Source organism: Nonomuraea diastatica (assembly GCF_004349015.1).
GTDB classification, from domain to species: domain Bacteria; phylum Actinomycetota; class Actinomycetes; order Streptosporangiales; family Streptosporangiaceae; genus Nonomuraea; species Nonomuraea diastatica.
Genome location: NZ_SMKP01000030.1, coordinates 1 through 24880, shown reverse-complemented (window position 1 = coordinate 24880; position 24880 = coordinate 1). Strand labels below are relative to the sequence as shown.

Below are 24880 nucleotides of genomic sequence, written 5' to 3'. Positions count from 1 at the left end.
TCCCCCTCAATCACGAGGGGGAGGAAGTCAAGGCCCGATTATGTCGGTACGGGGACCCGCCCCTCTACGGCAGATCGGTGAGAACGTACGCCGCGACGAGCTCCTCCTTGCCCTTGAGGTTGAGCCGCCCCAGGGGCCGCACCGTCGCGTCGCGGCCCAGTTGCTTGAGCGTCGTCTCGCCGATGACGACCGTGCCGGGCTCGGCGATCCCCTGGAGCCTGGCGGCCACGTTCACGCAGTCGCCCATGGCGTTGAAGCCGCGCAGCTCGGGGCTGCCGATGTTGCCGACCAGGGCAGGGCCGGTGTTGACGCCCACCCGGAAGGTCGGCCACTCGACGTCGTCGACCCGCTTCCACGCCATCTCCTCGGCCACCTCGGCGGCGGCGCGCTGCATGTCGAGCGCGGCCCGGCAGGCTGCCCTGGCATGATCGGCCTGCAGGGCGGGCGCGTTGAACAGGGCGAGCAGCGCGTCGCCGACGAACTGCACGATGGTGCCGCCGTTGTTGAGGATGCAGGGGACGGCCGCCGTGTGGTAGCGGTTGAGCATCTCGACGATCTCGCCGGGCGTCACCTTCTCGGAGAACGTCGTGAAGCCCTTGAGGTCGGCGAAGAGCGCGCTCAGCTCCTTCAGCTCGCCGCCGAGCGCCGCCTGACCGGGGTCGGCGAGCAGGGCGTGGGCCACGTCGGGCGACATGTACTGGTGGAACAGGGTGTGCAGCTCCCGGTAGAGGCGGGCGTTCTCCAGGGAGATGGACAACTGTCCCGCCAGCGTGGCGGCCAGCGCCTCGTCCTGGTTGGTGCGGCCGATCGGCACCTCCAGCACGCCGGCGAGTCTGCCCTTGACGGTCAGGGGGAAGGCGAGCAGGTGGTCGCGCCGGATCGGGGTGTCGCCGTCGAACCGGTAGTCGCGCGAGCCGATCCGGGTGGCGCCGTCGGCGACCAGGCCGATCTTGACGTCGCCGTACGCCTGCCGCACCCGCTCCAGCGACGAGGCCAGCAGCTCCTGTTCGGGCAGGCCGACCCGGGTCTGGGCGCTCACCGACACGAGGGCGGCCAGCCGCTCCGACAGCCGGCGCTCGTTGGCCAGCGCCTCGCCGGCCCGGTCGAGCACCGCCGCCTGGCCCTCGTTGAGCCGGAACTTGCCCGACAGCCGGGTCGCGGCCAGCGGCTCGCCGCGGCGTACGTGCTCGACCAGCTCTTCGAGCGCCTTGTCGTAGTCCTGCTGGATGCGGCGGACGGTCGCGGCCAGCGCCACCGAGTCGAACAGCCCTGCGCTCGACCCCTCTCGCCGGAACTGCAGGTAGGCGCTGTAGGCCACGAACACGAAGGCGAAGGTGAGCAGCAGGTGCCACTCCCACCAGGACAAATGCCAGTTGAGCTGCGACATCCCGGCGATCATGCTCTCCGTCAGCAGCGCGTACGCCGTGATCAGGCTGATCAGCATCGCCGAGGGGCGCCGCCGATGCAGCCGGAACATCAGCACGCTCGCCGCGCCGTAGAGCAGCAGGCCGGGGATGGACGCCCAGACCAGCCAGTCGATCGGCGTGACCATCGGCGGCTCGGTGAGCGGCGTCAGCCCGGGGACCAGCGACGTGACGCCCCACAACACCATGATGCCGACGAGCCCGCCGCGGATGAAGTGCTGGGCGCCGAGCACGGACTTGGCCGCCGCCTCGCCCAGCGGCAGCGCCGAGCCGAACGCGAACACCGCCGCGATCGACAAGCCCACCTGCTGGCCCACGTCGAACCCGAGCGAGCCGGTCGGCAGGATGATCTTCGGGGTGGCCAGGCCGTGCAGGAAGAAGAAGCCCGCGCTGCTCAGGAAGACCATGGAGACGAGGAACAACCGGGCGTCGTTGCGGCGCCGTGACGCCTCGCTGACCATGACGCCGAGCACGACGTTGACCCCGGCCACCAGGATGATCATCCAGAAGTGGCTAGCGTTGTGCTGCCAGGAGACGTTGATGTGCGGCTGGCTCAGCAGCAACCAGAGGCCGAGCAACGGCAGGACGAGGTGGAGGCCCCACACCACACCCCGCACGGGCTGGGTCGCGGGAGGCAGGTAAGAGGTCGGACCGGGGGTGGGCACAGACCGATTATGCACGCGAGATCCCCGCCGCCACTGCGTCGTTCTACCCACTGGGAGGGCCGGCCGGAAAACCGGCCGGCCCTCCGGCGGATCGTCAGCCGAACAGTGCGGGGAGCGCCGCCTCGTGCGTCTCCCGCAGCTGGGCCACGGGGATCTCGAACACGCCCTCGACGACCAGCGTGTCGCCGCCCGTCATGCCGAGCCCGTAGCAGGGCACCTCGTGGCGCCCGCACAACGACGCGAATTCGTCGTAGGCTTCCGGCCGCACGGCGACGAGCGCCCGCGAGGCCGACTCGCTGAACAGGTCGGTGAACGGCTCGCCGCTCAGCGCCACGGAGGCGCCGACGCCCCGCGCCAGGCAGGACTCGGCCAGCGCCACGGCCAGCCCGCCGTCGGACAGGTCGTGTGAGCCGGCCAGCAGCCCCCTGCGGGCGCCCTCGACCAGCACCGTGGCCAGCGCCCGCTCCGCCTCCAGGACGGCCTGCGGCGGCAGCCCGCCCAGGTGGCGGTGGGCGACGTGGGCCCACTCGGAGCCGCCGAACTCCTCGCGCGTGTCGCCGAGCAGGACGACCCGCAGCCCTTCCGCGGTGAACCCGGTCGGCACCCGCCTGGCGACGTCGTCGATGACGCCGAGCACGCCCACGACCGGCGTGGGATGGATGGCCGTCGAGCCCGTCTGGTTGTAGAAGGAGACGTTGCCGCCGGTCACCGGCACGCCGAGCGCCCGGCACGCGTCGGCCAGGCCGCGCGTGGCCTCGGCGAACTGCCACATGACCTCCGGGTCCTCGGGGGAGCCGAAGTTGAGGCAGTTGGTGACGGCGAGCGGCTGGGCGCCGGTCACGGCGACGTTCCTGTAGGCCTCCGCGAGCGCGAGCTGCGCCCCCGCGTAGGGGTCGAGCTTGGCGTAACGCCCGTTGCCGTCGGTGGCCAGCGCGATGCCGCGGGTCGTGGGCGCGTGTTCGGCGCCCGCCATGGTCTCGGCGATCCGCACCATGCCCGCGTCGGCCGGCTGGGCCAGCACGGTGTTGGAGCGGACGTAGCGGTCGTACTGGGAGGTCACCCACTCCCTGGAGGCCAGGTTGGGCGAGCCGAGCAGCTTGAGCAGCGTCTCGCGAAGGTCGGAGGGCCGCTCCAGCCGGTCGGGGGTGTCGGTGTTGAGCGCGGCCTGGCCGGCCGGCTCGTGGTAGGGGCGTTCGTAGACGGGGCCGTCGTCGGCGGCGGTGCCCGGCGGGATGTCGACGATGATCTCGCCCTCCCACGTCATGACCAGGCGGCCGGTGTCGGTGACCTCGCCGATGACGGTGGCAGGGACGTCCCACTTCTCGCAGATCGCCATGAACGCCGGGATGTCGCGCGGCTCGACCACGGCCATCATGCGCTCCTGCGACTCGCTCATCAGGATCTCCTCGGGCCTGAGCGAGGGGTCGCGGAGCGGGACGCGGGTGAGGTCGACGTGCATGCCGCCGGTGCCCTTGGCGGCCAGCTCGGTCGTGGCGCACGAGACGCCGGCCGCGCCGAGGTCCTGGATGCCGACGACGACGTCGGCGGCGTAGAGCTCCAGGCAGCACTCGATGAGCAGCTTCTCCATGAACGGGTCGCCCACCTGGACGGCGGGTCGCTTGGCGTGCGACTCGTCCTCGAAGGTCGCCGACGCCAGCACCGAGGCGCCGCCGATGCCGTCGGGGCCCGTGGACGCGCCGAACAGCACGACCTTGTTGCCGGGCCCTGGCGCGGTGGCCAGCTTGATTTGGTCTTTGCGCAGCAGGCCCACGCACAGGGCGTTGACCAGCGGGTTGCCGATGTAGCAGGGGTCGAAGACGACCTCGCCGCCGATGTTGGGCAGGCCCAGGCAGTTGCCGTAGTGACCGATGCCCTCGACCACGCCGGGCAGGACCCGGCGCGTGTCCACGGCGTCGGCGCCGCCGAAGCGCAGCGCATCCATGACGGCGATCGGCCGCGCGCCCATCGACATGATGTCGCGCACGATGCCGCCGACGCCGGTGGCCGCGCCCTGGTGCGGCTCGACGTAGGACGGGTGGTTGTGCGACTCGATCTTGAACGTGGCCGCCCAGCCGTCGCCGATGTCGACCACGCCGGCGTTCTCGCCCATGCCCACGAGCAGCGCCTCGGACTTGGGCGCCTTGGTGGCGAACTGCTTGAGGTGCACCTTGGACGACTTGTAGGAGCAGTGCTCGGACCACATGACGCTGTAGATGGCCAGCTCGGAGCCGGTGGGACGGCGGCCGAGAATCTCCTTGACCCGGGCGTACTCGTCCGGCTTCATCCCCAGCTCGGCGAAGGGCATCGGCTCGTCGGGGGTCTTGGCGGCCTTGCGCACGCTGTCGATCATTCGCCCTCCCGCTCCGGTCCGGCTGCGTTCACAAGCCGCTCGTTCCACCCGCTCATGCGTCCACCAGGTTCTTGAGGATGGAGGTGAAGAAACCGAGGCCGTCGGTGCCCGGCGCGCCGACCAGCTCCTCGACGGCGTGCTCGGGGTGCGGCATGAGCCCGACCACGTTACCCGCCTCGTTGCGGATGCCCGCGATGTCGTTGAGCGAGCCGTTGGGGTTGCCGCCGGCGTAGCGCACGACCACGTGGCCGCCGGCTTCGAGCGCGGCCAGCGTCTCGCCGGAGGCGACGTAGCGGCCCTCGCCGTGCTTGACCGGCAGCACGATCTCCTGGCCCTGCTCGAACGCGTTGGTCCACGCCGTCGCGGTCTGCTCGATGCGGACCCGCTGATCACGGCAGACGTAGTGAAGCGACACGTTGCGGGTCAGCGCGCCGGGCAGCAGGTGCGCCTCGCACAGGATCTGGAACCCGTTGCACGTGCCGATCACCGGCAGGCCCGCCCCCGCGGCCGGGACGAGCTCCGCCATGATCGGCGCGAACCGCGAGATGGCGCCGCAGCGCAGGTAGTCGCCGTAGGAGAAGCCGCCGGGCAGGAACACGGCGTCGACCCCCTTCAGGTCGTGGTCGGCGTGCCACAGCGGAACCGCCTGCGCGCCCACGAGGTGCACGGCTCTGGCGGCGTCCTGGTCGTCGAGAGTTCCTGGAAACGTGACTACGCCCACACGGGCAGCGCTCATGACAGTCGTCCCCTCCGAGGAATGCGCGCGCACGCGCCACCGTCTCTTCGGGGCGGACGGCGGTCTGCGGCGGTGTAACCCAGGTTATCGGGTGCTCGCGCATGGTCCGCATCGGCTGGCGCGCGATGCGCGGGCGCAGGTCAGACGGCTGCGAGCGCGCGGGGACGGGCCTGCGGCTCGTCGTCCCATGCGAGCGTCTTGCGCAGGTGGACCGTGGTGCCTCGGCCGGGCTCGGTGCCGAAGGAGATCTCGTCGACGACGGAGCGCATGATCAGCAGGCCGCGGCCGTTCTCGGTGTCGGGCGGGGGAAAGTGCGCGGGCATCGACGGCACGCCCGCGCCGCTGTCGGCGACGCGTACGTCGCAGTGGCCGTAGCCGATCGACGCGGTCACCTCGTAGCGGTTGGCGGGTCCTCCGTGCCGCACCGCGTTGGAGCACGCCTCGGAGACGGCGAGCAGCATGTCGGCGATGCAGGTCTCACTCACGTTGAGTGAGCGCAGGGCATCGCCTAGCACTCGCCTGACCATCGGTATGCCGATCGCATCCCGAGGCAGCGCCAACGAGAACTCAATATCCACCGGACTCCTCCGGGCGCCAGAATGTCACCTGGAGTAGGTTTCCCTGTGAAATCGGGGCTAACCGCAAAATCACGTTGTTGTTATTTACTGTTGGCTTGCCCGTGGCATTGTGGCACGTCAGAACCCCGCTTTAACCGACCAGGGGTAAATCAGGGGATCAAATGTGCGTTCTACTCCTCAACCCGGACGGTGTAGTCCTCGATCACCGTGTTGGCCAGAAGGGTCTCGGCCATCTTGCGCACCTCGGCCAGCGCCGTGTCGTCGGCCGGGCCCTCGAGCTCCAGCTCGAAACGTTTGCCCTGACGCACGGCCGCGACGCCGGAGAAGCCGAGCCTGGGCAGCGCTCTGGCGATCGCCTGGCCCTGCGGATCGAGGATCTCGGGCTTCAACATGACGTCCACGATGACGCGGGCCACTGCGTTCCTCCTGGGAGCGGTGGGTGGATGGGAAGCACAGCCTACCGGCGCGTGTGGCAGCCGACACAACGGGAACGGGGAGGACATGGGGCTTGCGCGCAGGGCTGTGACGTCTGCCACCATGGCCCCAAAGCGTACGAACCATCACCATATGGTTCTTCGCCAAGGAGGCCGGCCTGAGGTGGCAACCCCACCGACACCCGGCCCTGACGCACAGGAGTGGCCATGACCGAGCTTGTCGAGGTCGTCCGTGAGCACGACACATGTGCCGCGAGACCGGCGAAGGAGGTCTCGTGACAACCGAAGCCTCACGTGGTGCCGAGGCACCGCCGGAGCTCGTCCAGTTGCTCACCCCCGAAGGAGAGCGGGTCGAGCACCCCGACTACGACATCGACCTGACCCCCGAGGAGGTCCGGTCGCTCTACCGCGACCTGGTGCTCGTCCGCCGCATCGACCTGGAGGCCGTGGCGCTGCAACGCCAGGGCGAGCTGGGCATCTGGGCCTCGCTGCTGGGCCAGGAGGCGGCCCAGATAGGCTCGGGCCGCGCGCTGACCGACGTGGACATGGCGTTCCCCACCTACCGGGAGCACGGTGTGGCGTGGTGCCGCGACGTCGACCCGGTGAAGCTGCTCGGCCTGTTCAGAGGCGTCAACCACGGCGGGTGGGACCCCAAGGAGCACAACTTCCACCTGTACACGATCGTGATCGGCAGCCAGACGCTGCACGCCGTCGGATACGCGATGGGCATCCAGCGCGACGACGCCAGCGCCGCCACCATCGCCTACTTCGGCGACGGCGCCACCTCGCAGGGCGACGTGAACGAGTCGTTCATCTGGGCCAGCGTGTTCAACGCGCCGATCGTGTTCTTCTGCCAGAACAACCAGTGGGCCATCTCCGAGCCGCTGGAGAAGCAGAGCCGCATCCCCCTCTACCGCCGCGCCTCGGGCTTCGGCTTCCCCGGCATCAGGGTCGACGGCAACGACGTGTTCGCCTGCCTCGCGGTAACCAGGAAGGCGCTCGAAGCCGCCCGTACGGGGCAGGGTCCGACGCTCATCGAGGCGTTCACGTACCGCATGGGCGCCCACACCACCACCGACGACCCCACGCGCTACCGCGTGGCCAGCGAGCTGGAGGCGTGGAAGCTCAAGGACCCGATCGAGCGGCTCAAGGCCTACCTGTTCAAGAGCGAGCACGCCGACCAGGCGTTCTTCGACGGCGTCGACGGCGAGGCCGCCCAGCTCGGCGCCGATCTGCGCAGGCGCTGCCTGGCCATGCCCGATCCGGAGCCGCTCGCCATCTTCGACCACGTCTACAGCGAGTCCCACGCCCTGATGGACCAGGAGCGCGCCCAGTTCGCCGCGTACCTGGAGGGGTTCGCCAAATGACGATCATGAGCCTTTCCAAGGCGCTCAACGAAGGCATGCGCAAGGCCATGGAGGACGACCCCAAGGTCCTCATCATGGGCGAGGACGTCGGCAAGCTGGGCGGCGTCTTCCGCGTCACCGACGGCCTGCAGAAGGACTTCGGCGAAGATCGCGTCATCGACACGCCGCTGGCCGAGTCGGGCATCATCGGCACCGCGATCGGGCTGGCGCTGCGCGGCTACCGGCCGGTGTGCGAGATCCAGTTCGACGGGTTCGTCTTCCCCGCGGCCGACCAGATCATCACGCAGCTGGCCAAGATGCCGATGCGCTCGCTGGGCGCGATCAAGCTGCCGGTGGTCGTACGCATCCCCTGCGGTGGCGGCATCGGGGCGGTCGAGCATCACAGCGAGTCGCCGGAGGCGTACTTCACCCACACGGCCGGCCTGCGCGTCGTGGCCTGTTCCAACCCGGCCGACGCGTACACCATGATCCAGCAGGCCATCCGCAGCGACGATCCGGTGATCTTCTTCGAGCCCAAGCGCCGCTACTGGGAGAAGGCCGACATCGACACCGCCTCCACCGAATGGTGGCCGCCGCTGCACGCGGCCAAGGTGGTGCGGCCGGGCACTGACGCCACGCTGCTGGCCTACGGGCCCATGGTCAAGACGTGCCTGGAGGCCGCCACGGCGGCCGAGGACGACGGGCGCTCGCTGGAGGTGATCGACCTGCGCTCGCTCAACCCGCTGGACGAGCCGCTGGTCCTGGAGTCCGCCCGCAGGACGGGCCGGGTCGTGGTGGTGCACGAGGCCCCCGTCAACAACGGGTTCGGCGCCGAGCTCGCCGCCAGGATCACCGAGCAGTGCTTCTACCATCTGGAGTCGCCCGTCCTGCGGGCCGGCGGCTTCTCCACCCCCTACCCGCCGTCGAAGCTGGAGGAGCACTACCTGCCCGATCTGGATCGGGTGCTCGACGCCGTCGACCGGACCTTCGGGTACTGAGGGGATTTGTCCATGCGACGCGAGTTCAAGCTCCCTGACGTCGGGGAGGGCCTGACGGAGGCGGAGATCGTCCGCTGGCACGTCAAGTCGGGCGACGACGTCAAGGTCAACCAGATCGTCGTCGAGATCGAGACGGCGAAGTCGATCGTCGAGCTGCCGATCCCGTGGGACGGCGTGGTGGCCGGCCTGATGGCCGACGAGGGCACGACGGTCGAGGTGGGCGCCCCGATCATCGCCGTGGACACAGCCGTGGACACAGCCGTGGACACAGCCGTGGACACAGCCGTGGACACAGCGGGGGACGCTGACGGGCCGGGCGGCCGGGCCGCCGCCCTGGCCGACGACATGGTGCCGGAGCCGCCAGCGGAGGGCGCCGTCGAGCCCGGCGCGCACGGCAGCCCGGCGCCCAAGGAGGAACGCCAGGCGGTCCTGGTGGGCTACGGCGTCAAGACGGGCGCCACCAAACGACGTCCACGCAAGCAACCGTCGGCCACGGCCGCCCCGGTGGCCAACCCGGACCGCGTGGGGGTGGACGGCCCGCCCGCACCGGCCGCCGCCGCACCCGCCGCACAGGCGCCACCCGCGGGGCCGCGGGTCCTGGCCAAGCCACCCGTACGCAAGCTGGCCAAAGACCTGGGCGTGGACCTGGCGAACGTCACGGGCACGGGCCCCGCGGGTTCGATCACCCGCGAGGACGTGCACGCGGCCACCCAGGCCGCGCCCGTGGCGGCCCCCCAGCCGCGGCGCGAGCGTGAGGAGCGCGTCCCGATCAAGGGCGTGCGCAAGGTGACCGCCCAGGCGATGGTCGCCAGCGCCTTCACCGCCCCGCACGTCACCGAGTTCCTCCAGGTGGACGTGACGAGGACGATGGAGGCCGTCCGGCGCCTGCGTGACCTCCCCGAGTTCGCGGAGGTCAAGGTCTCCCCGCTCCTCCTGGTGGCCAAGGCCGTGCTCACCGCGGCCGGTCGGCACCCGGCGATCAACTCCTCCTGGGACGAGGCGGCGCAGGAGATCGTGGTCAAGCACTACGTGAACCTGGGCATTGCCGCCGCGACCCCGCGCGGCCTGGTGGTGCCCAACATCAAGGACGCCGAGGCGCTGCCCCTGCCCGAGCTCGCCGCGCGGCTGGGCCGGCTCACGGAGACGGCCAGAGCGGGCCGTACGCAACCGGCCGAGATGGCGGGCGGCACCATCACGATCACCAACGTCGGCGTGTTCGGCGTCGACGCCGGCACCCCGATCCTGAACCCCGGCGAGGCCGCCATCCTCGCTTTCGGCAGGGTCAGGGAGATGCCGTGGGTGGTCGACGGCGAGCTGGCGGTGCGCAAGGTGACGACGCTGGCGCTCTCGTTCGACCACCGGATCGTGGACGGCGAGCTGGGCTCGCTGTTCCTGCGTGACGTGGGAGCCATGCTGGAGGACCCGCTCCGCATGCTGGCCTGGAGCTGACCCGGGTACGGCGACCGCCGGGAGGACCCCTCTCCCGGCGATCGCCGTGGCGGGGACGCCCGCACCCGACCACATCAGAGGCGCCGGCGTCCCGATGAAATACATTGGCTCCATGATTCGCCACATTGTGCTGTTCACCTGGAAAGACGACGCCACCGACGAGCAGCGGGCCGCCGTGACGGCCGAGCTGGGCGAACTGCCCGGCGTCATCCCGCAACTGCGCGCCTTCACCGTCGGCGGCGACGCGGGCATCAACCAGGGCAACCACGACTACGCGGTGGTGGCCGACTTCGACAACGTCGACGACTACCTGATCTATCGCGACCATCCCCGGCACCAGGCGGTGATCGCCGAGCACATCAGGCCGATCCTCGCGAGCCGCGCCGCCGTGCAGCTGAAGCTCTAGATCTCAGGAGGGTTGTTCTCCCGGTGCATCAGCCGGTGGTCGGACGTCTGGCCCCGCCGAGGGGCCAGCACGATGCTCAGGACCACCCCCACCCCGCCGACGATCATGAAGATGATGCCGATGATGTCCATGTGGACGCTCTGTCCGAACACATCGGGCTCGATGGCGAACTTCAGGATGGCGCCGAGCGTGAGGAAGAAGATGCTGACCCCGACACCCATGACGACCTCCAGGGGAAAAAGCGTGTACAGCACCGGTCATACCCGAGTAAACGCGATCACACCCGCGACTTCTCAGGCCAGACAGGACAGGGGCCGGCCGCCGTTGTAGGTGATCATGTCGAGGATGGCGGTGGCCAGGTCGATCGGGGCGCCGAGCGGCTGCCCGTCGAGCTCGGCGTAGGCGCGGTGCAGGTTGCCCACGATGCGCTCGGCGTCCAGCAGCCCGGCCCACTCGCCCAGATCGGTCTCCCTGGCCGCGTCGAGTGGCGACAGCCCGGCTTCCCTGCCCCGTCTGGCGGTCTCCTGCACGAACCGCAGATAACCCTCGACCTGGCCGTAGACCTCGGGCCCGCAGATTTCCCCGTGGCCCGGCACGATGGTCACCGCGTCGAGCCGCCTGAGCTGCGCGAGGGCTTCCAGCGCCCCGGCGACCGAGCCCATCAGCACGAACGGCGTGCCGCCGTTGAAGACGAGGTCGCCGGAGAACAGCAGCCGCCGCTCGGGGATCCACACGTACGAGTCGTTGGTCGTGTGGGCCGCGTGCCCGACGTGCCTGACCTCGCACCTCAGGTCGTCGGAGTGCACGGCGACGCGGTCGGTGAAGGTGAGGAACGGCGGCGCCACCTCCATCGCGCCCCACTCCGCCGCGGGCGACCACGCGGAGCGGTAGGCGGGGACACCGTCGGCGATGATCTGGTCGCGCACGCCCTCGTGGCCGACGATCGTCGCCTCGGGGAACAACCAGTTGCCGAACGTGTGGTCGCCGTGGTGGTGGGTGTTGATCAACGTGGTGACCGGCCGGTCGCTGACCCGGCCGATGGCCTCCTTGAAGGCACGCGTCCGCCGCTCGGTCGAGCAGGCGTCGACGCAGATGACGCCGCGCCGCCCGGCCAGGAAACCGGTGTTGTTGATCCACCAGCTTCCGTCGGGCTGCACATAGGCGTAGACGCCGTCCGACACCTCTTCGACGCGGACGGGCGGCAGGGGATGATCGTGGGAAGCGAAGCTCATGCCCGCGAAGGTACTCGCCCGGCGGCCGCTGACCGTGGCCTGGGTGGACGGGACGCCCGCCCGGCGCGCCGAGCGGGCGTCCCCGGCCTGGAAGTGGCCTAGAACGCCTCCTCGGGCAGCGCCATGAGCTCCTGGCCGGTCGCGGCGAGCACGCGCCGCTCGGCGGCCAGGCGCGGCAGCACGGTCTTGGCGAAGAAGGAGGCCGCGCCGACCTTGCCGAGGTAGAACGGGTCCTCGCCGTCGTCCAGCTTGGCCAGGGCCACCTCCGCCTGCCGCAGCAGCAGCCAGCCGATCACCAGGTCGCCCAGCGCGAGCAGCAGCCTGGTGGTGTTGAGCCCGACCTTGTAGACCTCGTGCGGCGACTCCATCGAGGCCAGCGCCCAGCCGGCCATGGTGTCGCCCATGGCCTTGACCTCGGCGGCGGCCTCGGCCAGCAGCTTGCGCTCCTCCTTGAGCCGGCCGTTGCCCGCCTCGGAGCCGGCGAACTCGTTGATCTCGGCCAGCAGCGCGCCGATCGCGGCGCCCTGGTTGCGCAGGATCTTCCTGAAGAACAGGTCGAGGCCCTGGATCGCGGTCGTGCCCTCGTACAGGGAGTCGATCTTGGCGTCGCGGATGTACTGCTCGATCGGGTAGTCCTGCAGGTAGCCGGAGCCGCCCAGGGTCTGCAGCGAGCGGGAGAGCAGCTCGTACGACCGCTCGGAGCCGACCCCCTTGACGATGGGCAGCAGGAGGTCGTTCATGGCCTGGGCGTCCCGGTCCTCCGGGTCGATGATGAGGGCGTCCTGGAAGGTGGCGGTGTAGAGCACCAGGGCGCGCATGCCCTCCGCGTACGCCTTCTGCAGCATGAGCTCGCGGCGGACGTCGGGGTGGTGGGTGATGGCCACCCGCGGAGCGGTCTTGTCGGACATCTTTGTCATGTCCGCGCCCTGGATCCTGGCCCTGGCGTACTCCAGGGCGTTCAGGTAGCCGGTGGACAGCGTGGCGATGGCCTTGGTGCCGACCATCATGCGGGCGTGCTCGATCACCATGAACATCTGCTTGATGCCCTCGTGCACGTCGCCCACCAGCCAGCCGACCGCCGGGTGCTTGTCGCCGAAGGTCAGCTCGCAGGTCGTGGAGGCCTTCAGGCCCATCTTCTTCTCGACGTTGGTGACGTAGACGCCGTTGCGCTCGCCGAGCTCGCCGGTCTCGAGGTCGACGTGGAATTTCGGCACCAGGAACATCGACAATCCCTTGGTGCCGGGGCCGTGGCCTTCGGGGCGGGCCAGCACGAGGTGGAAGATGTTCTCGGTCATGTCCTGCTCGGCGCTGGTGATGAAGCGCTTGACACCCTCGATGTGCCAGGTGCCGTCGGGCTGCTCGACCGCCTTCGCCCGTCCGGCGCCCACGTCGGAGCCGGCGTCGGGCTCGGTGAGCACCATGGTGGCGCCCCAGTTGCGCTCGATGGCCAGCTCGGCGAAGCGCTTCTGCTCCTCGTTGCCCACCTGCCACAGGGTGTGGGCGAAGTTGGGGCCGGCCCCGTACATGTAGAGGGCCGGGTTGGCGCCGAGCACCATCTCGGCCGTGGCCCAGGCCAGGCTCCGGGGGATGCCGGGGCCGCCCAGCTCGGCGGGCAGGTCGAGGTGCGTCCAGCCACCGTCGACCAGCGCCTTGTACGACTTCTTGAAGCCGTCGGGGACGCGCACGGAGCCGGTCGCCGCGTCGAACACGGGCGGGTGCCTGTCGCCCTCCTCGAAGGAGTCGGCCAGGACGCCGGTGGCCAGCCTGCCGACCTCGTCGAGGATGCTGCGGGCGACCTCCTCGTCCACTTCCGCAAAGGGCCCCGTGCCGAGGATCTCGCGCCTGCCGAGCACCTCGAAAAGGTTGAACTCCAGGTCGCGCACGTTGCTCTTGTAGTGGCCCATGGGTGTCGCTCTCCTTGAACCGAGTTTCGTGTACTGGCCAGTAACCTTACTCTGGAATGCTACCCACGGGTAACCCCTGCTATGCATGGCATGCTCTCTCCATGGACGCCGAAGAACTCGCCGCCCGATGGCGAGAGCGACTGGAATCCTGGGCCATTCCCAAAGCGATCTTGGCCAAGGCTCCCGTCGATCCATGGGGCCACTCGCCCGAGCGGTTCGCCACCCGCACCGACCGGGCGCTGGCCGAGCCCGACGACGGCCCGACCATGACCCGGCTCGCCGAGGCCCTGTCCGACACCGGCAAGGGCACGCTGCTCGACGTCGGCGTCGGCGCCGGCGCCGCGTCGTTGCCGCTGCGCGAGCGCATCGGTCATCTCTACGCGGTCGACACCTCGGCGCCCATGCTCGACGATCTGGCGGGCAGGGCCGACAAACTCGGGGTGCCGGTCTCCACGATCGCGGGCCGCTGGCCCGACGTGGCCGACGACGTGCCCGTGACTGACGTGGCCATCGCCGCACACGTCGTCTACAACGTTCCCGACCTGGCCGACTTCCTGCGGGCGCTCGACCGCCGCACGCAGGGGCGGGTGGTGCTGGAGCTGCCGCACCGCCACCCCATGAGCTGGATGACACCGCTGTGGCAACACTTCCACGGGGTCGACCGGCCGGTGCGGCCCGTCGCGGAAGACTGCGTGGCGCTGGCCGCGGCGCTCGGCTACCCCGTCCGGGTGGAGGAGCGAGAGGCGCCCCTGGAACGTTTCACGTCGCTGGAAGAGCTGGCCGTCAGCGCCTGCCGCCGGATCTGCCTCGACCCGGCCATGGCGGACGAGGTGGCGGCGACGGTCCTGGAGCTCGGCATGTGGCCGATGCCCAGAGACCGGTGGACCACGGTCTGGTGGGAATGAGAGGCGTAGGCCGCACGTTGTCGCAGGTGAGCTGACGGCTCCCGGACGAGACGCGCCGTACCCGGCACGACAAGACGACGCATCCGCACCGTCTCGTTCACAGGGAGTTCGTGATCATGGCATGGATCCTTCTCGTGCTGGCCGGCGTCTTCGAGGTCGTCATGGCCCTCTCACTCAAACTCAGCAACGGGTTCACCCACCTGTGGTGGACCCTGTCGTTCCTGGGCATGGCCGTGCTGAGCTTCGGCCTGCTCTCGTACGCGCTCAAGTCCCTGGAGGTCGGCACCGCGTACGCCGTCTGGACCGGGGTCGGCGCGGCCGGCACCGCGATACTCGGCATGATCGCCATGGGGGATGAGGTGTCGCTGCCCCGCATCGCGTGCATCGCGCTGATCCTGGCGGGCGTCATCGGGCTGAGAACACTGGCTTGACGTCTTCGGTGGTGTCGGGTTGGGTGGCCTGATGATCGAAATTCATGCCGTCTCCATCGACGCCGACAACCCGTACGAGATCGCCAGCTGGTGGAGCAGGGCCACCGGGCTGCCGCTGGGCGAGGGCGACCAGCCCGGTGACGACGAGGTCATGCTCCGCACCAAGCAGGATCCGTTCCTGCTCTTCCTGAAGGTTCCCGAGGGCAAGACAGTCAAGAACCGCGTGCACCTCGACGTCAACGGCATGGACGGCAGGACCCGTAACGAGGAGGTCGAGCGGCTGGTCGGGATGGGCGCGACCATCGCCGACGACCGGCGCAGGCCCGACGGCACCGGCTGGGTGGTCATGCACGACCCCGAGGGCAACGAGTTCTGTGTCTGCCGCAGCCAGGAGGAGCGGGCGGACCAGAGCTGACGCGGGGTCACCGGGCCGATCGGGCCCTGCCCTGCAGGGTGAGCGTCACGATGGCGGAGATCAGGTAGACCAGCGCGCCGTGCCACAGGGCGTCGACGGCCGAGCCGAACACGCCCTCTCCGTCGAGCACGAGCTGCACCGGATAGTCCAGCACGGCCGTGATGCCGGCGGGCAGCAGCGCGAACTTCCACGGGTGCCGCAACGACCACAGGCGAGCCTGCCGGGTCACCCGGTCGCCGTCCTCCGGCTTCGACACCGCGCCGATCGCGGCGACCAGCGCGAACAGGCTGATGCCCAGGCCCAGCGCCCACACCAGGTCCCCGCCGCCCGTGAGCAGGCCGAACCCGTAGCTGGTCGCCGAGATGACGCCACCGCTGATGGCGGCAGCCTTCCAAGGAGCGCCACGCAGCGCGGCGCCTGACAGCGATACCTCGTCGCGTCGACTGATTTCGTTCATGCCCCCATGCTGCCTTTCCGATCACCCTGGGGGCATCGGGGGCGGACCCTGACCTGTCCCTGACATCATGCGGACATGCAGAAAGTCGTGATAACGCATCTTGGCCCCGGCGAAGCGGATCGGCTGCGGTCGGTACGGCTGCGCGCGCTCCAGGACGCCCCGGACGCTTTCGGGTCGTCGTACGGACGCGAGGTCGCCTTTCCGCCCGCGAAATGGGCCGAAAGATTGAGTGATCGAGGCTCGCGGTGGTGGGTGGCCGAGAGCGGCGGCGCCGACGTGGGCCTGGCGTGCGTGTTGCTGGAGGACAGCGGGGCGCACCTGTTGTCCATGTGGGTCGCCCCCGAGGCCAGAGGCGGGGGCGTGGGCTCCCGGCTGGTCGACAGGGCCGTGGAGTGGGCCAGGAGCACCGGCGCGGAGGAGATCGGCCTCTGGGCGGTCGACCAGAACCACGCCGCCCGCGCCCTCTACGCCCGCAAGGGCTTCACCCCGAGCGGCAGGGTCATGGCGCTGCCGTCCAACCCCGACCTCATGGAATCCCACTACGTGTTGTCGCTGCTCTTCCGGCAGGCCCGCCGGGACGACGTGCCCCCGATCGTGGCCATGCTGGCCGACGACCCGCTCGGGGCCCAGCGCGAGGGGGACCCGGGGGACGAGCGCTACCTGGCGGCGTTCGAGCGGATCGACGCCGACCCGTACGACGAGCTGATCGTGGCCGAGCGCGACGGCAAGGTGGTGGGCACCATGCAGCTGAGCTACCTGGCCGGGTTGTCGCGGCTGGGCGCGGAGCGGTGCCAGATCGAGGCCGTCAGGGTCGTCGCCTCCGAGAGAGGCAAGGGGCTCGGCCGCAAGATGATCAAGTGGGCCGTCGACCGGGCGCGGGCGCGCGGCTGCGCCATGGTGCAGCTCACCTCCGACAAGTCACGTACGGACGCGCACCGCTTCTACGACTCCCTCGGCTTCACGGCCTCCCACGTCGGCTACAAGCTCAAACTGGACTGACCTCGACCAGATTGTCGTGGAAGGCGGGCCCCCGGCTCATGTCGCCGTCCCGCTCCGCCACGACCGCGTTCGGATTGGCGCCGCCGGGGGCGAACTTCGGCCACCGCCCCTTCTGCGAGGCCACCACCCCGGCCGCCACCCGGTCGCTGATCTCCACGTCGGCCAGGAACTCGCCGTCGTCGTTGTGCACGCGCACCCGCTGACCGCCGGCCAGCCCGCGCGCCGCCGCGTCGGCCGGGTTGACCAGCACCACCGGATCCTTGGCCCGCCGCCGCAGCTCCGGGTTGTTGCCGAACGTCGTGTTGAGGAACAGGTGCGACGCCGGCGTGATCAGCGTCAGCGGGTACGGTGACGCCCCCGCCGCGCGCACCGTGTGGGGCGGCACGTACGCCTCCCCCGCGGGCGGGAAGCGCAGCCGGCCGGAGGGCGTCGGGAAGCCGTCGGCGAACGGCGTGAAGGGCTTGGGGTAGTTCATCCGCATCCAGCCCTCCTTGCGGAGCCGGTCCAGGGTGATGCCATCAAGGGAGGGATGCCCGCTCGACACCAACTGCTCGGCCAGCTGCAGGTCCGAGTCGTACAACGACGGTTCGGTCATCCCCATGTGCCTGGCCAGTCGCCTGAACGTCTCCGTCGTCGACAGGCATTCGCCGGGCGGCGGCACGGCGGGCTCGTTCCACAGCAGGTAGAGGTGCCCGTAGCCGGCGTGCAGGTCCATGTGCTCGGTCTGCATGGTCGCGGGCAGCACGATGTCGGCGTAGTCGACGGTGTCGGTGGGGAACTGCTCCATGACCACGGTGAACAGGTCCTCGCGGGCGAGCTGCCGCCTGATGGCGTTCGCGTCGGGGGAGGAGCCCGCCGGGTTGGCCGCGTACACCCACAGGCATTTCACGTCGTGGAGCTGCGAGGCGAGCTTGGTCATGACCAGCGTGCGCACCGGCCGGGCCAGCAGGTCGTCGCGCCGGTCGACGGCGAGGTGGACGTGGTCGCTGGTGGAGAAGGCGACGCCGCCGCCGGGGTACCTCCAGTCGCCGGTGACGCCGGGCATCGCGGCGATCGTGCGCAGCGCGGTGCCGCCGCCGGCGTGCCGCTGGAGGCCGTGCGTGGCGCGCAGCGCGGTCGGGCGGGTGCGGGCGAGCCGCGTCCCCAGCCTGCGGACGGACTCGGCCGGGATGCCGGTGATCTCGGCCACCCGCTCGACCGGGTGGCGCAGGATCTCCTCGCGGAAGTCGTCCCAGCCCTCGGTGTGCGCGGCCAGGAACTCGTCGTCCTGCGCGTTCTCCGCCAGCACCACGTTGAGCAGCCCGAGCGCCAGCGCGGCGTCCGTGCCCGGCCTGATCGCCAGGTGCTCGTCGGCCTGGTCGGCGGTCCTGGTGCGGATGGGGTCGATGGCGACGACGTAGGCGCCGTTCGCCCGCGCGTCCTGGATGAACTTCCACAGGTGGTGCCCGCTGGTCAGCGTGTTCGTGCCCCACAGCACGACCAGCTTGGCCAGCGCGAAGTTCTCCGGGTCCATGCCGGCCGCGGTGCCCACCGTCCGCCGCAGGCCGCTGTTTCCGGCGCTCGAGCAGATGTTGAGCCAGTGCTTGGAGGCGCCCAGCATGTTCCAGAACCGCCGCCCCGCCACACCCTCGCACCCCTGGAGGTAGCCGAGTGAGCCGGTGCCCAGATACGGCCAGATGGCCTCGCCGCCGTGCTCCTCGACGATGCCGCGCAGCCGTACGGAGATCTCGTCGAGGGCCTCGTCCCAGGTGATGCGCTCGAACTGGCCCGAGCCCTTCGGCCCGGTGCGGCGCAGCGGGTGGAGTATGCGGTCGTCCGCCCGCGTGTGCTCCAGATAGCGGTTGACCTTCACGCAAAGCGCGCCCCGGGTGTAGGGCTGGTCGGGGTTGCCGCGGAGGCCGACGGCCCGGCCGTCCTCCACCGTGACCACCCAGGAGCAGGTATCCGGGCAGTCCAGCGGACACGCCCCCAAAACTCTCAAATCACCCGGCATGGCACACAGCCTACGTCGCGCCGCCCGTCCAGGAAATCGGAGGTGAACGGTGGGAACTCCAGCGTGTAGCCTGCCCGGTGCGAGGACTACGGGGCTGATTTGAGGACACTGGATACCTAAAGATCGTACGGTCCGGCCGGGAAGGTGCAGAATCACTGTCGGTGGCCGAAATCAGGGAACGAGATGACACGGAGGACCTCGCGGAGGGGGATCCAGCCGTGGCCGAGTCACGCGCGGACACCGACGTCTACGTCGTAGAGCCGCTCCTGCCGCAGCGCCTCCGTCGCCCGTCCGACCTGCTGCGGTTCTTCGCCACGCTCACGGTGCTCGGCGCGGTGATCCTGCTCGCCCTGGTGGCCAAGCAGACGCTCATCGGCCTCGAGGCCGACGTCAAGGAGGGCGCCGAGCTCGTCCCCCTGCTCAGCAGGATCGCCGCGTTCCTCGGCGGCGCGGCGGTGCTCATCGTCCCCACGGCCTTCGCCGTCGAACGGGTTTTCCACCGCGACGGGCTGCGCGTCGCCGAAGGGCTGATCGCCGCGATCATCGGCATCGCCGGATCGTTCCTGCTGGGGCAGTGGCTCGTCGCGGGCAACGTCGACGACCTGCGCGTGCTGCTCACCGGCGACAGGAAGATCGAGCCGCTCAACACCCTGCTCACCTCGGTGATCGCGTACGCCACCGCCGTGCGGATCTCGCGCCGCCCCACGTGGCGGATGCTGATGTGGACCACGATCGCCCTCTACATCCTGGCCTTCTTCTCCGGCAGGCAGATCACGCTGCCGAGCGCCATCGTGACCGTGCTGGTCGGCATGGCCATCGGCTACGCCACCCTTTACGGCGTCGGCAGCCCCAACACCAGGCCGCCGGGCAGCGCCGTGGTGGCCGCGCTGCGCAAGCTGTCGTTCACGCCGATCTCGGCCCGCCGCATCGAGGACGACCACCAGGGCAGCCGCCGCTACGCCATCGGGCTGCAGGACGGCAGCAGCCTCGACGTCACCGTGCTCGACCGCGACCGGCAGGTGGCGGGGCTCCCCTACCGCCTGTGGCGGCGCATCAGGCTCCACTCCGAGACCAGGCGCAGAGCCATCAGGTCGCTGCGGGCCGAGCTCGAACGCGAGGCGCTCATGGCGTACGCGGCGCAGGCTGCCGGCGCCAGCACGCCCCGGCTGCTCGGCACCAGCGAGATCGGCACCGAGGCCGCGTTGCTCGCCTACGAGCACATCGAGACGCGCCCGCTCGACGAGGTGCCGGACGAGGAGATCGACGACGACCTGCTCGCCCAGATCTGGGAGCAGGTCGGGTTGCTGCAGATCCAGCGCCTGGCGCACCGCCGGCTCACCGGCGACAGCATCCACCTCGACGGCGCCGGCCGGGTCGTGCTCACCGACGCGCGCAGCGGCGAGATCGCCGCCGGAGACCTGCTGCTCAGGCTCGACGTCGCCCAGCTCCTCACCTACCTGGCGCTGCGCGTCGGCCCCGAGCGCTCGGTCAGGGCCGCCGCGGCCGTCATGGGGGCCGACGCGCTGGCCGCCGCCCTGCCGCTGCTCCAGCGCATCGCCCTGACCAGGGAGACCCGCGCGGCCCTGGCCAAGGCCAAGCAGGTCCTTCCCGGCATCCGCGAGCACATCGTGGCGCTCAAGCCGCAGGGCAAGGTCGAAGAGGTGCGGCTGGAGCGGTTCAGGCCGCGCACCCTGATCACCATCATCGCCAGCACGCTGGCCGCCTATTTCCTGCTGTCCCAGCTCAGCCAGGTCAACGTCTACCAGGTGGTGACCACGGCCAACTGGGCCTGGTCGGGGCTGGCGCTGGTCGCCTCGTTCGTGAGCTTCGTGGCCGCCGCGCTCATGTTGCGCGGGTTCGTGCCCGAGCACCTCCCTCTCTGGCGTACGGTGCTCGTGCAGTTCGCGGCCTCGTTCGTCAAGCTCGTCGCGCCCGCGGCGGTGGGCGGCGTCGCGATCAACACCCGCTACCTGCAAAAGCGCGGCATCTCGCCGGCCAGCGCGGTGGCCAGCGTGGGCGCCTCCCAGCTCATCATGCTGATCTTCCACATCGCGCTGCTGCTGTTGTTCGCCTACATCACCGGCTCCACCACCAACACCGCGTTCACGCCGTCGCGCGGGCTGGTCGTGGTGCTGCTCGCGGTGGCGTTGCTGGTCGTGGTGGTGCTCGGCGTGCCGCCGCTGCGCCGCATGGTCACCACGCGGATGAGCAGGCTCTTCTCCAACGTCCTGCCGCGGCTGCTCGACGTGCTGCAGTCGCCGCGCAAGATGATCGAAGCGGGCCTGGGCACGCTCATGATCACCATCGCGTTCATCGTCTGCCTGGACGCGTGCGTGGCGGCGTTCGGCGGCCAGCTCAGCTTCACCACCGTCGCCGTCGTCTACCTCACGGCCAACGCGATCGGCTCGGCCGCACCCACACCCGGCGGGCTGGGCGCGGTCGAGGGCGCGCTCGCGCTGGGCCTCACCGTGGCGGGGCTTCCCGCCGAGCTGGCCACGTCGGCCGTGCTGCTGCACCGGCTGCTCACGTTCTGGCTGCCGGTGCTGCCCGGCTGGGCCTCCTTCACCTACCTCCAGCGGCACGAGGCCCTGTGATCTTGTCGATGGCCGCGAGCTCGTCCTCGGTGAAGGCCGGGCCGTCCACGCATGCCACGTTGTCCTCGAGTTGCCGCACGCTGCTCGCGCCGATCAGCACGCTCGTCACCCGCGGATCCCTGAGCGCCCACGACAGCGCCATCTGAGCCAGCGTCTGCCCGCGGCCCTCGGCGATCTCGTTCAGGTCGCGCGCCAGCTCGCGGTCGATCCGTTCCCGCGGAAGGAAACGGCTGGTGGCCGCCCGCGAGTCGGCCGGCACCCCGTCGAGGTAGCGGTCGGTCAGCACGCCCTGCGCCAGCGGCGAGAACACGATGCAGCCCATCCCCGCCTCCTCCAGCACATCGAGCAGCCCGTCCTCGATCCACCGGTTGATCATCGAGTAGGACGGCTGGTGGATGAGCAGCGGCGTGCCCAGCTCGCGCATGATCCGCGCCGCCTGGGTGGTCTGTTCGGCCGAGTAGTTGGAGATGCCCGCGTAGAGCGCCTTGCCCGAGCGCACGGCCCGGTCGAGCGCCCCCATGGTCTCCTCCAGCGGCGTCTCCGGATCGGGACGGTGGCTGTAGAAGATGTCGACGTAGTCGAGGCCCATGCGCTCCAGCGACTGGTCGAGGCTGGCCAGCAGATATTTGCGCGAACCCCACTCGCCGTACGGGCCCGGCCACATGTCGTAGCCGGCCTTGGTGGAGATGATCAGCTCGTCGCGGTGGCGCGCGAAGTCCTCGCCCAGGAGCCGGCCGAAGTTCCGCTCCGCCGACCCGTACGGGACGCCGTAGTTGTTGGCCAGGTCGAAATGCGTCACCCCGAGGTCGAACGCCAGGCGCAGGATCGCCCGCGCGTTGTCGATCGGCCGGTTGTCGCCGAAGTTGTGCCACAGGCCCAGCGAGACCGCCGGCAGCTTCACCCCGCTGCGGCCGCTGCGGTTGTACGGCTGACGCTCGTAACGCCGGTCGTCGGCCTGGTACGTCATGACGTGCCCCTCTCGATGATCCAGGCCAGCGCGAACGCCTCTTCACGCCAGGCGTCGTAACGTCCGCTGCGGCCGCCGTGCCCCGCGCCCATCTCGGTCTTGAGCAGGAACGGCCCGCCGTCCGACGTCGCCCGCAACCGTGCGATCCACTTCGCCGGCTCGTGGTAGAGGACACGCGTGTCGTTCAGGCTCGTGATCGCCAGAATCGGCGGGTACGCCCTGCCGTCCACGTTCTCGTACGGCGTATAGCCCTTCATGTAGGCGTAGACCTCGGGATCGTGCAGCGGATCGCCCCACTCGTCCCACTCGATCACGGTCAGCGGCAGCGACGGATCGAGGATGGTGTTCAGGGCGTCGACGAACGGCACCTCGGCCACCACGCCCGTGAACAGCTCGGGCGCCAGGTTCGTGGCCGCGCCCATGAGCAGCCCGCCGGCCGAGCCGCCCCTCGCGATGACCCGCTCGCTCCAGCCGCTCTCCTTCATGTGCCCGGCCACCGCCACGAAGTCGGTGAACGTGTTGCGCTTCCTGGTCAGCTTGCCCTCTTCGTACCAGCGGCGGCCCAGCTCGCCGCCGCCCCTGACGTGCGCGACGGCGAAGATGAACCCGCGGTCGAGCAACGACAACCTGGCGATCGAGAAGCCAGGGTCTATGGAGGTCTCGTAGCTGCCGTACCCGTAGAGCACGGTGGGAGCCGGTCTGGCGGTGTCCTTCCGCTTCACGATGGACACGGGGATCTTCGTGCCGTCCCCGGCCGTGGCCCAGTCGCGGAACTGCTCGTAGTCGGCCGGGTCGTAGCCGCCCAGCACCGGGCGCTGCTTGAGCAGGATCAGCTCGTGCGAGTCGAGCTCGTAGTCGTACACGCTGGGCGGGGTGACCATGCTCGTGTACCCCAGCCGGAGCCGCGTGGTCGTGAACTCGGGGTTGCTCGCCGGCCCGACGTCGTACAGCGGCTCGGGGAAGTCGATCTCGTACGCGTTCCGCTCGGAGGCCTCGACCCGCTCCCGCCAGGTGTCGCCGGTGGAGCCGTAGGGCAGCACCCGCAGGCCGGTCAGTCCCTCGCGCCGGAAGTGCACCACGGCGTGGCCGGAGAACGCGTCGATCTCCAGGAGCCGCGTGTCGTCCCTGTGCGCGGTCAGCGGGGTCCAGGAGCCGGGGTCGTCGAGCGGGGCGGTGGCCAGCTCGAAGTTCTCGGCGTTCTCGTTGTGGAGCACGTAGAAGAAGTCGCCCGCGTGCTCGACGCCGTATTCGACGCCGGTCTTCCTGGGGCGGACGACCGCGAACTCGCCCGACGGATCCATGGCGTCGAGGACGCGCACCTCACTGGTGATCTTGCTGCCGGCGCTGAGCACGAGGTAACGCTCGCTCCGGGTCAGCCCGATGCCCACCCAGTAGCGCTCGTCGCTCTCCTCGTAGACCAGCACGTCCTCCCGCGTTCCCAGGGTGTGCCGGTAGACCTGGAAGGGTCGCCAGGCGTCGTCGACGCGCGTGTAGAAGAACGCGGAGCCGTCCGCCGACCAGGCTCCTCCGTAGAAGATGTCCGTGATCTCGTCGGGGAGCACCTCACCGGTCTCGAGATTCTTGAACCTCAGCGTGAAGCGCTCGTCACCCTTGTAGTCGGTGGAGTAGGCCAGCATCGAGCCGTCAGGGGTGACGGAGCTGGCGCCGACCGAGAAGAACGCGCTGTCGCCGGCCAGCTCGTTGCCGTCGAGGATCACCTGCTCGCGGTCGAGCCGCTCGCCCGGCGTGATCACCGGGGGCGCCTCACTGTCGGCGGGGACGCGGCAGGAGACGGCGTACTGCTTGCCCTCCTCTGTGCGCGTGTAGTACCACCAGGCGCCCTTGCGGCTCGGCACCGACAGGTCGGTTTCCTGGGTGCGTGCCTTGATCTCCTGGAACACCTGCTCCTGGAGTTCGGAGAGGTGAGCGGTCTCCTTCTTGAGAAAGTCGTTCTCCGCCTCCAGGTAGGCGGTGGTATCGGGATCTTCCTTGTTGCTCAGCCATGCGTACTCGTCGATGACGGTGTCACCATGATGGATGCGCTCGGTCCGGACCTTCTTTGCCACTGGTGGCGTGTTGCTGCTCACGTGGGGAGTCTATGTTCGGTCGTGATCGATCTGTGGCCGTAGAGCACGACGAACGAGTCCCGAGTGGTCGGGAGCGCTGCTAATCTTGAGAAGCCGACGCGGTGCGGCACAACCTCTTCCTCTCACTCCGGTGATATTGGCGTGTTGTGTCGTGGGTCGTCGGTGATCCCCTGTGACCGCTGGGTTCGGAGGTCGGTTCGCAGAACCGTCTACGGGCTGGTAAGTTAGAGGGGTTGTTTCCGAAAAGGGGGCGGCGCTTAATTCCCGCAGGTTGTGCAGGTCTGGTCAATTTGACAGAGACTTGAACGGCTGAAAGAGTTAAGACACAACGAAATGAACGCCTCTGAGCGGGGATCCCGGGTTCGGGGTTTTGGCGGGGATGTACGCGTGCGTTTCTTGAGAACTCAACAGTGTGTTAAAAGCCAGTGCATGATGCACAACCCCGTCTATCGGCGTTGAGTCGATTCGACGGATTCCTTTTGTTTGGTTGGGTTCAGACCTTTTTTGGAG

At 69.7% G+C, this 24880-nt stretch carries 21 protein-coding genes, 1 pseudogene and 1 riboswitch; of the genes and pseudogenes, 10 read left to right on the top strand and 12 right to left on the bottom strand.

The window, feature by feature from the left end:
• Positions 1-64 precede the first annotated feature (64 nt).
• The 5 genes from E1294_RS13345 to purS all read right to left on the bottom strand — a co-directional run bounded on the left by E1294_RS13345 (position 65) and on the right by purS (position 6169).
• The gene (locus tag E1294_RS13345; protein ID WP_246082989.1) at positions 65-2089 is read right to left on the bottom strand and encodes an adenylate/guanylate cyclase domain-containing protein; all 2025 of its coding nucleotides are present in this window, start codon (positions 2087-2089) and stop codon (positions 65-67) included.
• Positions 2090-2183: 94 nt separating this feature from the next.
• Complete coding sequence (purL, locus tag E1294_RS13340; RefSeq protein WP_132508316.1) at positions 2184-4439, bottom strand: phosphoribosylformylglycinamidine synthase subunit PurL; 2256 nt, start codon at positions 4437-4439, stop codon at positions 2184-2186.
• A 52-nt stretch (positions 4440-4491) separates the two neighbouring features.
• Complete coding sequence (gene purQ, locus E1294_RS13335; protein ID WP_132508314.1) at positions 4492-5175, bottom strand: phosphoribosylformylglycinamidine synthase subunit PurQ; 684 nt, start codon at positions 5173-5175, stop codon at positions 4492-4494.
• Positions 5176-5315: 140 nt separating this feature from the next.
• Positions 5316-5702 carry an ATP-binding protein gene (locus E1294_RS13330; protein ID WP_132508394.1) on the bottom strand — a complete coding sequence of 129 codons (387 nt, stop codon included), beginning with the start codon at positions 5700-5702 and terminating at the stop codon, positions 5316-5318.
• 221 nt (positions 5703-5923) lie between these two features.
• The gene (gene purS / locus E1294_RS13325; protein WP_132508312.1) at positions 5924-6169 is read right to left on the bottom strand and encodes a phosphoribosylformylglycinamidine synthase subunit PurS; all 246 of its coding nucleotides are present in this window, start codon (positions 6167-6169) and stop codon (positions 5924-5926) included.
• A gap of 293 nt (positions 6170-6462) precedes the next feature.
• Between purS and pdhA the strand changes: the two genes are divergently transcribed.
• From pdhA to E1294_RS13305, 4 genes are all read left to right on the top strand, one after another.
• Positions 6463-7554: a pyruvate dehydrogenase (acetyl-transferring) E1 component subunit alpha gene (gene pdhA / locus E1294_RS13320; RefSeq protein ID WP_132508310.1), complete on the top strand. Its 1092-nt coding sequence runs from the start codon at positions 6463-6465 to the stop codon at positions 7552-7554.
• Positions 7551-8531, top strand: coding sequence for an alpha-ketoacid dehydrogenase subunit beta (locus E1294_RS13315; protein WP_132508308.1), 981 nt, complete (start codon positions 7551-7553; stop codon positions 8529-8531). Before pdhA ends, E1294_RS13315 begins: the two co-directional genes overlap by 4 nt.
• A gap of 12 nt (positions 8532-8543) precedes the next feature.
• Positions 8544-9980: a dihydrolipoamide acetyltransferase family protein gene (locus E1294_RS13310; protein WP_132508306.1), complete on the top strand. Its 1437-nt coding sequence runs from the start codon at positions 8544-8546 to the stop codon at positions 9978-9980.
• Between the two features lie 112 nt (positions 9981-10092).
• The gene (locus E1294_RS13305) at positions 10093-10386 is read left to right on the top strand and encodes a Dabb family protein (RefSeq protein WP_132508304.1); all 294 of its coding nucleotides are present in this window, start codon (positions 10093-10095) and stop codon (positions 10384-10386) included.
• Here the strand turns inward: E1294_RS13305 and E1294_RS13300 are convergent.
• The 3 genes from E1294_RS13300 to E1294_RS13290 form a co-directional block, all read right to left on the bottom strand.
• The gene (locus E1294_RS13300; protein WP_246082987.1) at positions 10383-10640 is read right to left on the bottom strand and encodes a hypothetical protein; all 258 of its coding nucleotides are present in this window, start codon (positions 10638-10640) and stop codon (positions 10383-10385) included. The genes E1294_RS13305 and E1294_RS13300 overlap by 4 nt on opposite strands.
• Before the next feature lie 39 nt (positions 10641-10679).
• Positions 10680-11618 carry an MBL fold metallo-hydrolase gene (locus tag E1294_RS13295; RefSeq protein ID WP_132508302.1) on the bottom strand — a complete coding sequence of 313 codons (939 nt, stop codon included), beginning with the start codon at positions 11616-11618 and terminating at the stop codon, positions 10680-10682.
• Between the two features lie 98 nt (positions 11619-11716).
• Positions 11717-13522: an acyl-CoA dehydrogenase gene (locus E1294_RS13290; protein ID WP_132508300.1), complete on the bottom strand. Its 1806-nt coding sequence runs from the start codon at positions 13520-13522 to the stop codon at positions 11717-11719.
• 101 nt (positions 13523-13623) lie between these two features.
• Here E1294_RS13290 and E1294_RS13285 point away from each other — a divergent pair, with 101 nt between their 5' ends.
• From E1294_RS13285 to E1294_RS13275, 3 genes are all read left to right on the top strand, one after another.
• Entirely contained in the window at positions 13624-14427 is an 804-nt protein-coding gene (locus E1294_RS13285) for a class I SAM-dependent methyltransferase (protein WP_246082986.1), read from the top strand.
• Positions 14428-14452: 25 nt separating this feature from the next.
• Positions 14453-14511: riboswitch (guanidine-III (ykkC-III) riboswitch) on the top strand.
• Positions 14512-14543: 32 nt separating this feature from the next.
• Positions 14544-14858, top strand: a complete 315-nt coding sequence (locus E1294_RS13280; RefSeq protein ID WP_132508296.1) for a DMT family transporter — start codon at positions 14544-14546, stop codon at positions 14856-14858.
• Between the two features lie 31 nt (positions 14859-14889).
• Complete coding sequence (locus E1294_RS13275) at positions 14890-15273, top strand: VOC family protein (RefSeq protein WP_132508294.1); 384 nt, start codon at positions 14890-14892, stop codon at positions 15271-15273.
• A gap of 7 nt (positions 15274-15280) precedes the next feature.
• Here the strand turns inward: E1294_RS13275 and E1294_RS13270 are convergent, their stop codons facing one another.
• Positions 15281-15730: a hypothetical protein gene (locus E1294_RS13270; RefSeq protein WP_165977260.1), complete on the bottom strand. Its 450-nt coding sequence runs from the start codon at positions 15728-15730 to the stop codon at positions 15281-15283.
• A 75-nt stretch (positions 15731-15805) separates the two neighbouring features.
• Between E1294_RS13270 and E1294_RS55705 the strand changes: the two are divergent.
• Both E1294_RS55705 and E1294_RS55700 read left to right on the top strand, forming a co-directional pair.
• Positions 15806-16216 (top strand): annotated as a pseudogene (locus tag E1294_RS55705) (GNAT family N-acetyltransferase); the annotation flags it as partial.
• A 42-nt stretch (positions 16217-16258) separates the two neighbouring features.
• Complete coding sequence (locus tag E1294_RS55700; RefSeq protein WP_246082993.1) at positions 16259-16729, top strand: GNAT family N-acetyltransferase; 471 nt, start codon at positions 16259-16261, stop codon at positions 16727-16729.
• Here E1294_RS55700 and E1294_RS13260 read toward each other — a convergent pair.
• Complete coding sequence (locus tag E1294_RS13260) at positions 16716-18722, bottom strand: molybdopterin-containing oxidoreductase family protein (RefSeq protein ID WP_132508290.1); 2007 nt, start codon at positions 18720-18722, stop codon at positions 16716-16718. The genes E1294_RS55700 and E1294_RS13260 overlap by 14 nt on opposite strands.
• Positions 18723-18940: 218 nt before the next feature.
• Here E1294_RS13260 and E1294_RS13255 point away from each other — a divergent pair, with 218 nt between their 5' ends.
• Complete coding sequence (locus tag E1294_RS13255) at positions 18941-21316, top strand: lysylphosphatidylglycerol synthase transmembrane domain-containing protein (RefSeq protein ID WP_132508288.1); 2376 nt, start codon at positions 18941-18943, stop codon at positions 21314-21316.
• Here the strand turns inward: E1294_RS13255 and mgrA are convergent.
• Both mgrA and E1294_RS13245 read right to left on the bottom strand, forming a co-directional pair.
• A complete protein-coding gene (gene mgrA, locus E1294_RS13250; RefSeq protein WP_132508286.1) occupies positions 21285-22283 on the bottom strand; it encodes an L-glyceraldehyde 3-phosphate reductase in 999 nt (332 codons plus the stop codon). The genes E1294_RS13255 and mgrA overlap by 32 nt on opposite strands.
• The gene (locus E1294_RS13245; protein WP_132508284.1) at positions 22280-24370 is read right to left on the bottom strand and encodes a S9 family peptidase; all 2091 of its coding nucleotides are present in this window, start codon (positions 24368-24370) and stop codon (positions 22280-22282) included. Before E1294_RS13245 ends, mgrA begins: the two co-directional genes overlap by 4 nt.
• Positions 24371-24880: the final 510 nt, after the last annotated feature.

Excerpts from the sequence above, each read along its gene's own strand:
- purL (WP_132508316.1), bottom strand. The coding sequence starts at position 4,439 with ATGATCGACAGCGTGCGCAAGGCCGCCAAGACCCCCGACGAGCCGATG.
- purQ (WP_132508314.1), bottom strand. The coding sequence starts at position 5,175 with ATGAGCGCTGCCCGTGTGGGCGTAGTCACGTTTCCAGGAACTCTCGAC.
- E1294_RS13330 (WP_132508394.1), bottom strand. The coding sequence starts at position 5,702 with ATGGTCAGGCGAGTGCTAGGCGATGCCCTGCGCTCACTCAACGTGAGT.
- E1294_RS13315 (WP_132508308.1), top strand. The coding sequence starts at position 7,551 with ATGACGATCATGAGCCTTTCCAAGGCGCTCAACGAAGGCATGCGCAAG.
- E1294_RS13310 (WP_132508306.1), top strand. The coding sequence starts at position 8,544 with ATGCGACGCGAGTTCAAGCTCCCTGACGTCGGGGAGGGCCTGACGGAG.
- E1294_RS13305 (WP_132508304.1), top strand. The coding sequence starts at position 10,093 with ATGATTCGCCACATTGTGCTGTTCACCTGGAAAGACGACGCCACCGAC.
- E1294_RS13295 (WP_132508302.1), bottom strand. The coding sequence starts at position 11,618 with ATGAGCTTCGCTTCCCACGATCATCCCCTGCCGCCCGTCCGCGTCGAA.
- E1294_RS13290 (WP_132508300.1), bottom strand. The coding sequence starts at position 13,522 with ATGGGCCACTACAAGAGCAACGTGCGCGACCTGGAGTTCAACCTTTTC.
- E1294_RS13285 (WP_246082986.1), top strand. The coding sequence starts at position 13,624 with ATGGACGCCGAAGAACTCGCCGCCCGATGGCGAGAGCGACTGGAATCC.
- E1294_RS13280 (WP_132508296.1), top strand. The coding sequence starts at position 14,544 with ATGGCATGGATCCTTCTCGTGCTGGCCGGCGTCTTCGAGGTCGTCATG.
- E1294_RS13275 (WP_132508294.1), top strand. The coding sequence starts at position 14,890 with ATGATCGAAATTCATGCCGTCTCCATCGACGCCGACAACCCGTACGAG.
- E1294_RS13270 (WP_165977260.1), bottom strand. The coding sequence starts at position 15,730 with ATGAACGAAATCAGTCGACGCGACGAGGTATCGCTGTCAGGCGCCGCG.
- E1294_RS55700 (WP_246082993.1), top strand. The coding sequence starts at position 16,259 with ATGGAATCCCACTACGTGTTGTCGCTGCTCTTCCGGCAGGCCCGCCGG.
- E1294_RS13260 (WP_132508290.1), bottom strand. The coding sequence starts at position 18,722 with ATGCCGGGTGATTTGAGAGTTTTGGGGGCGTGTCCGCTGGACTGCCCG.
- mgrA (WP_132508286.1), bottom strand. The coding sequence starts at position 22,283 with ATGACGTACCAGGCCGACGACCGGCGTTACGAGCGTCAGCCGTACAAC.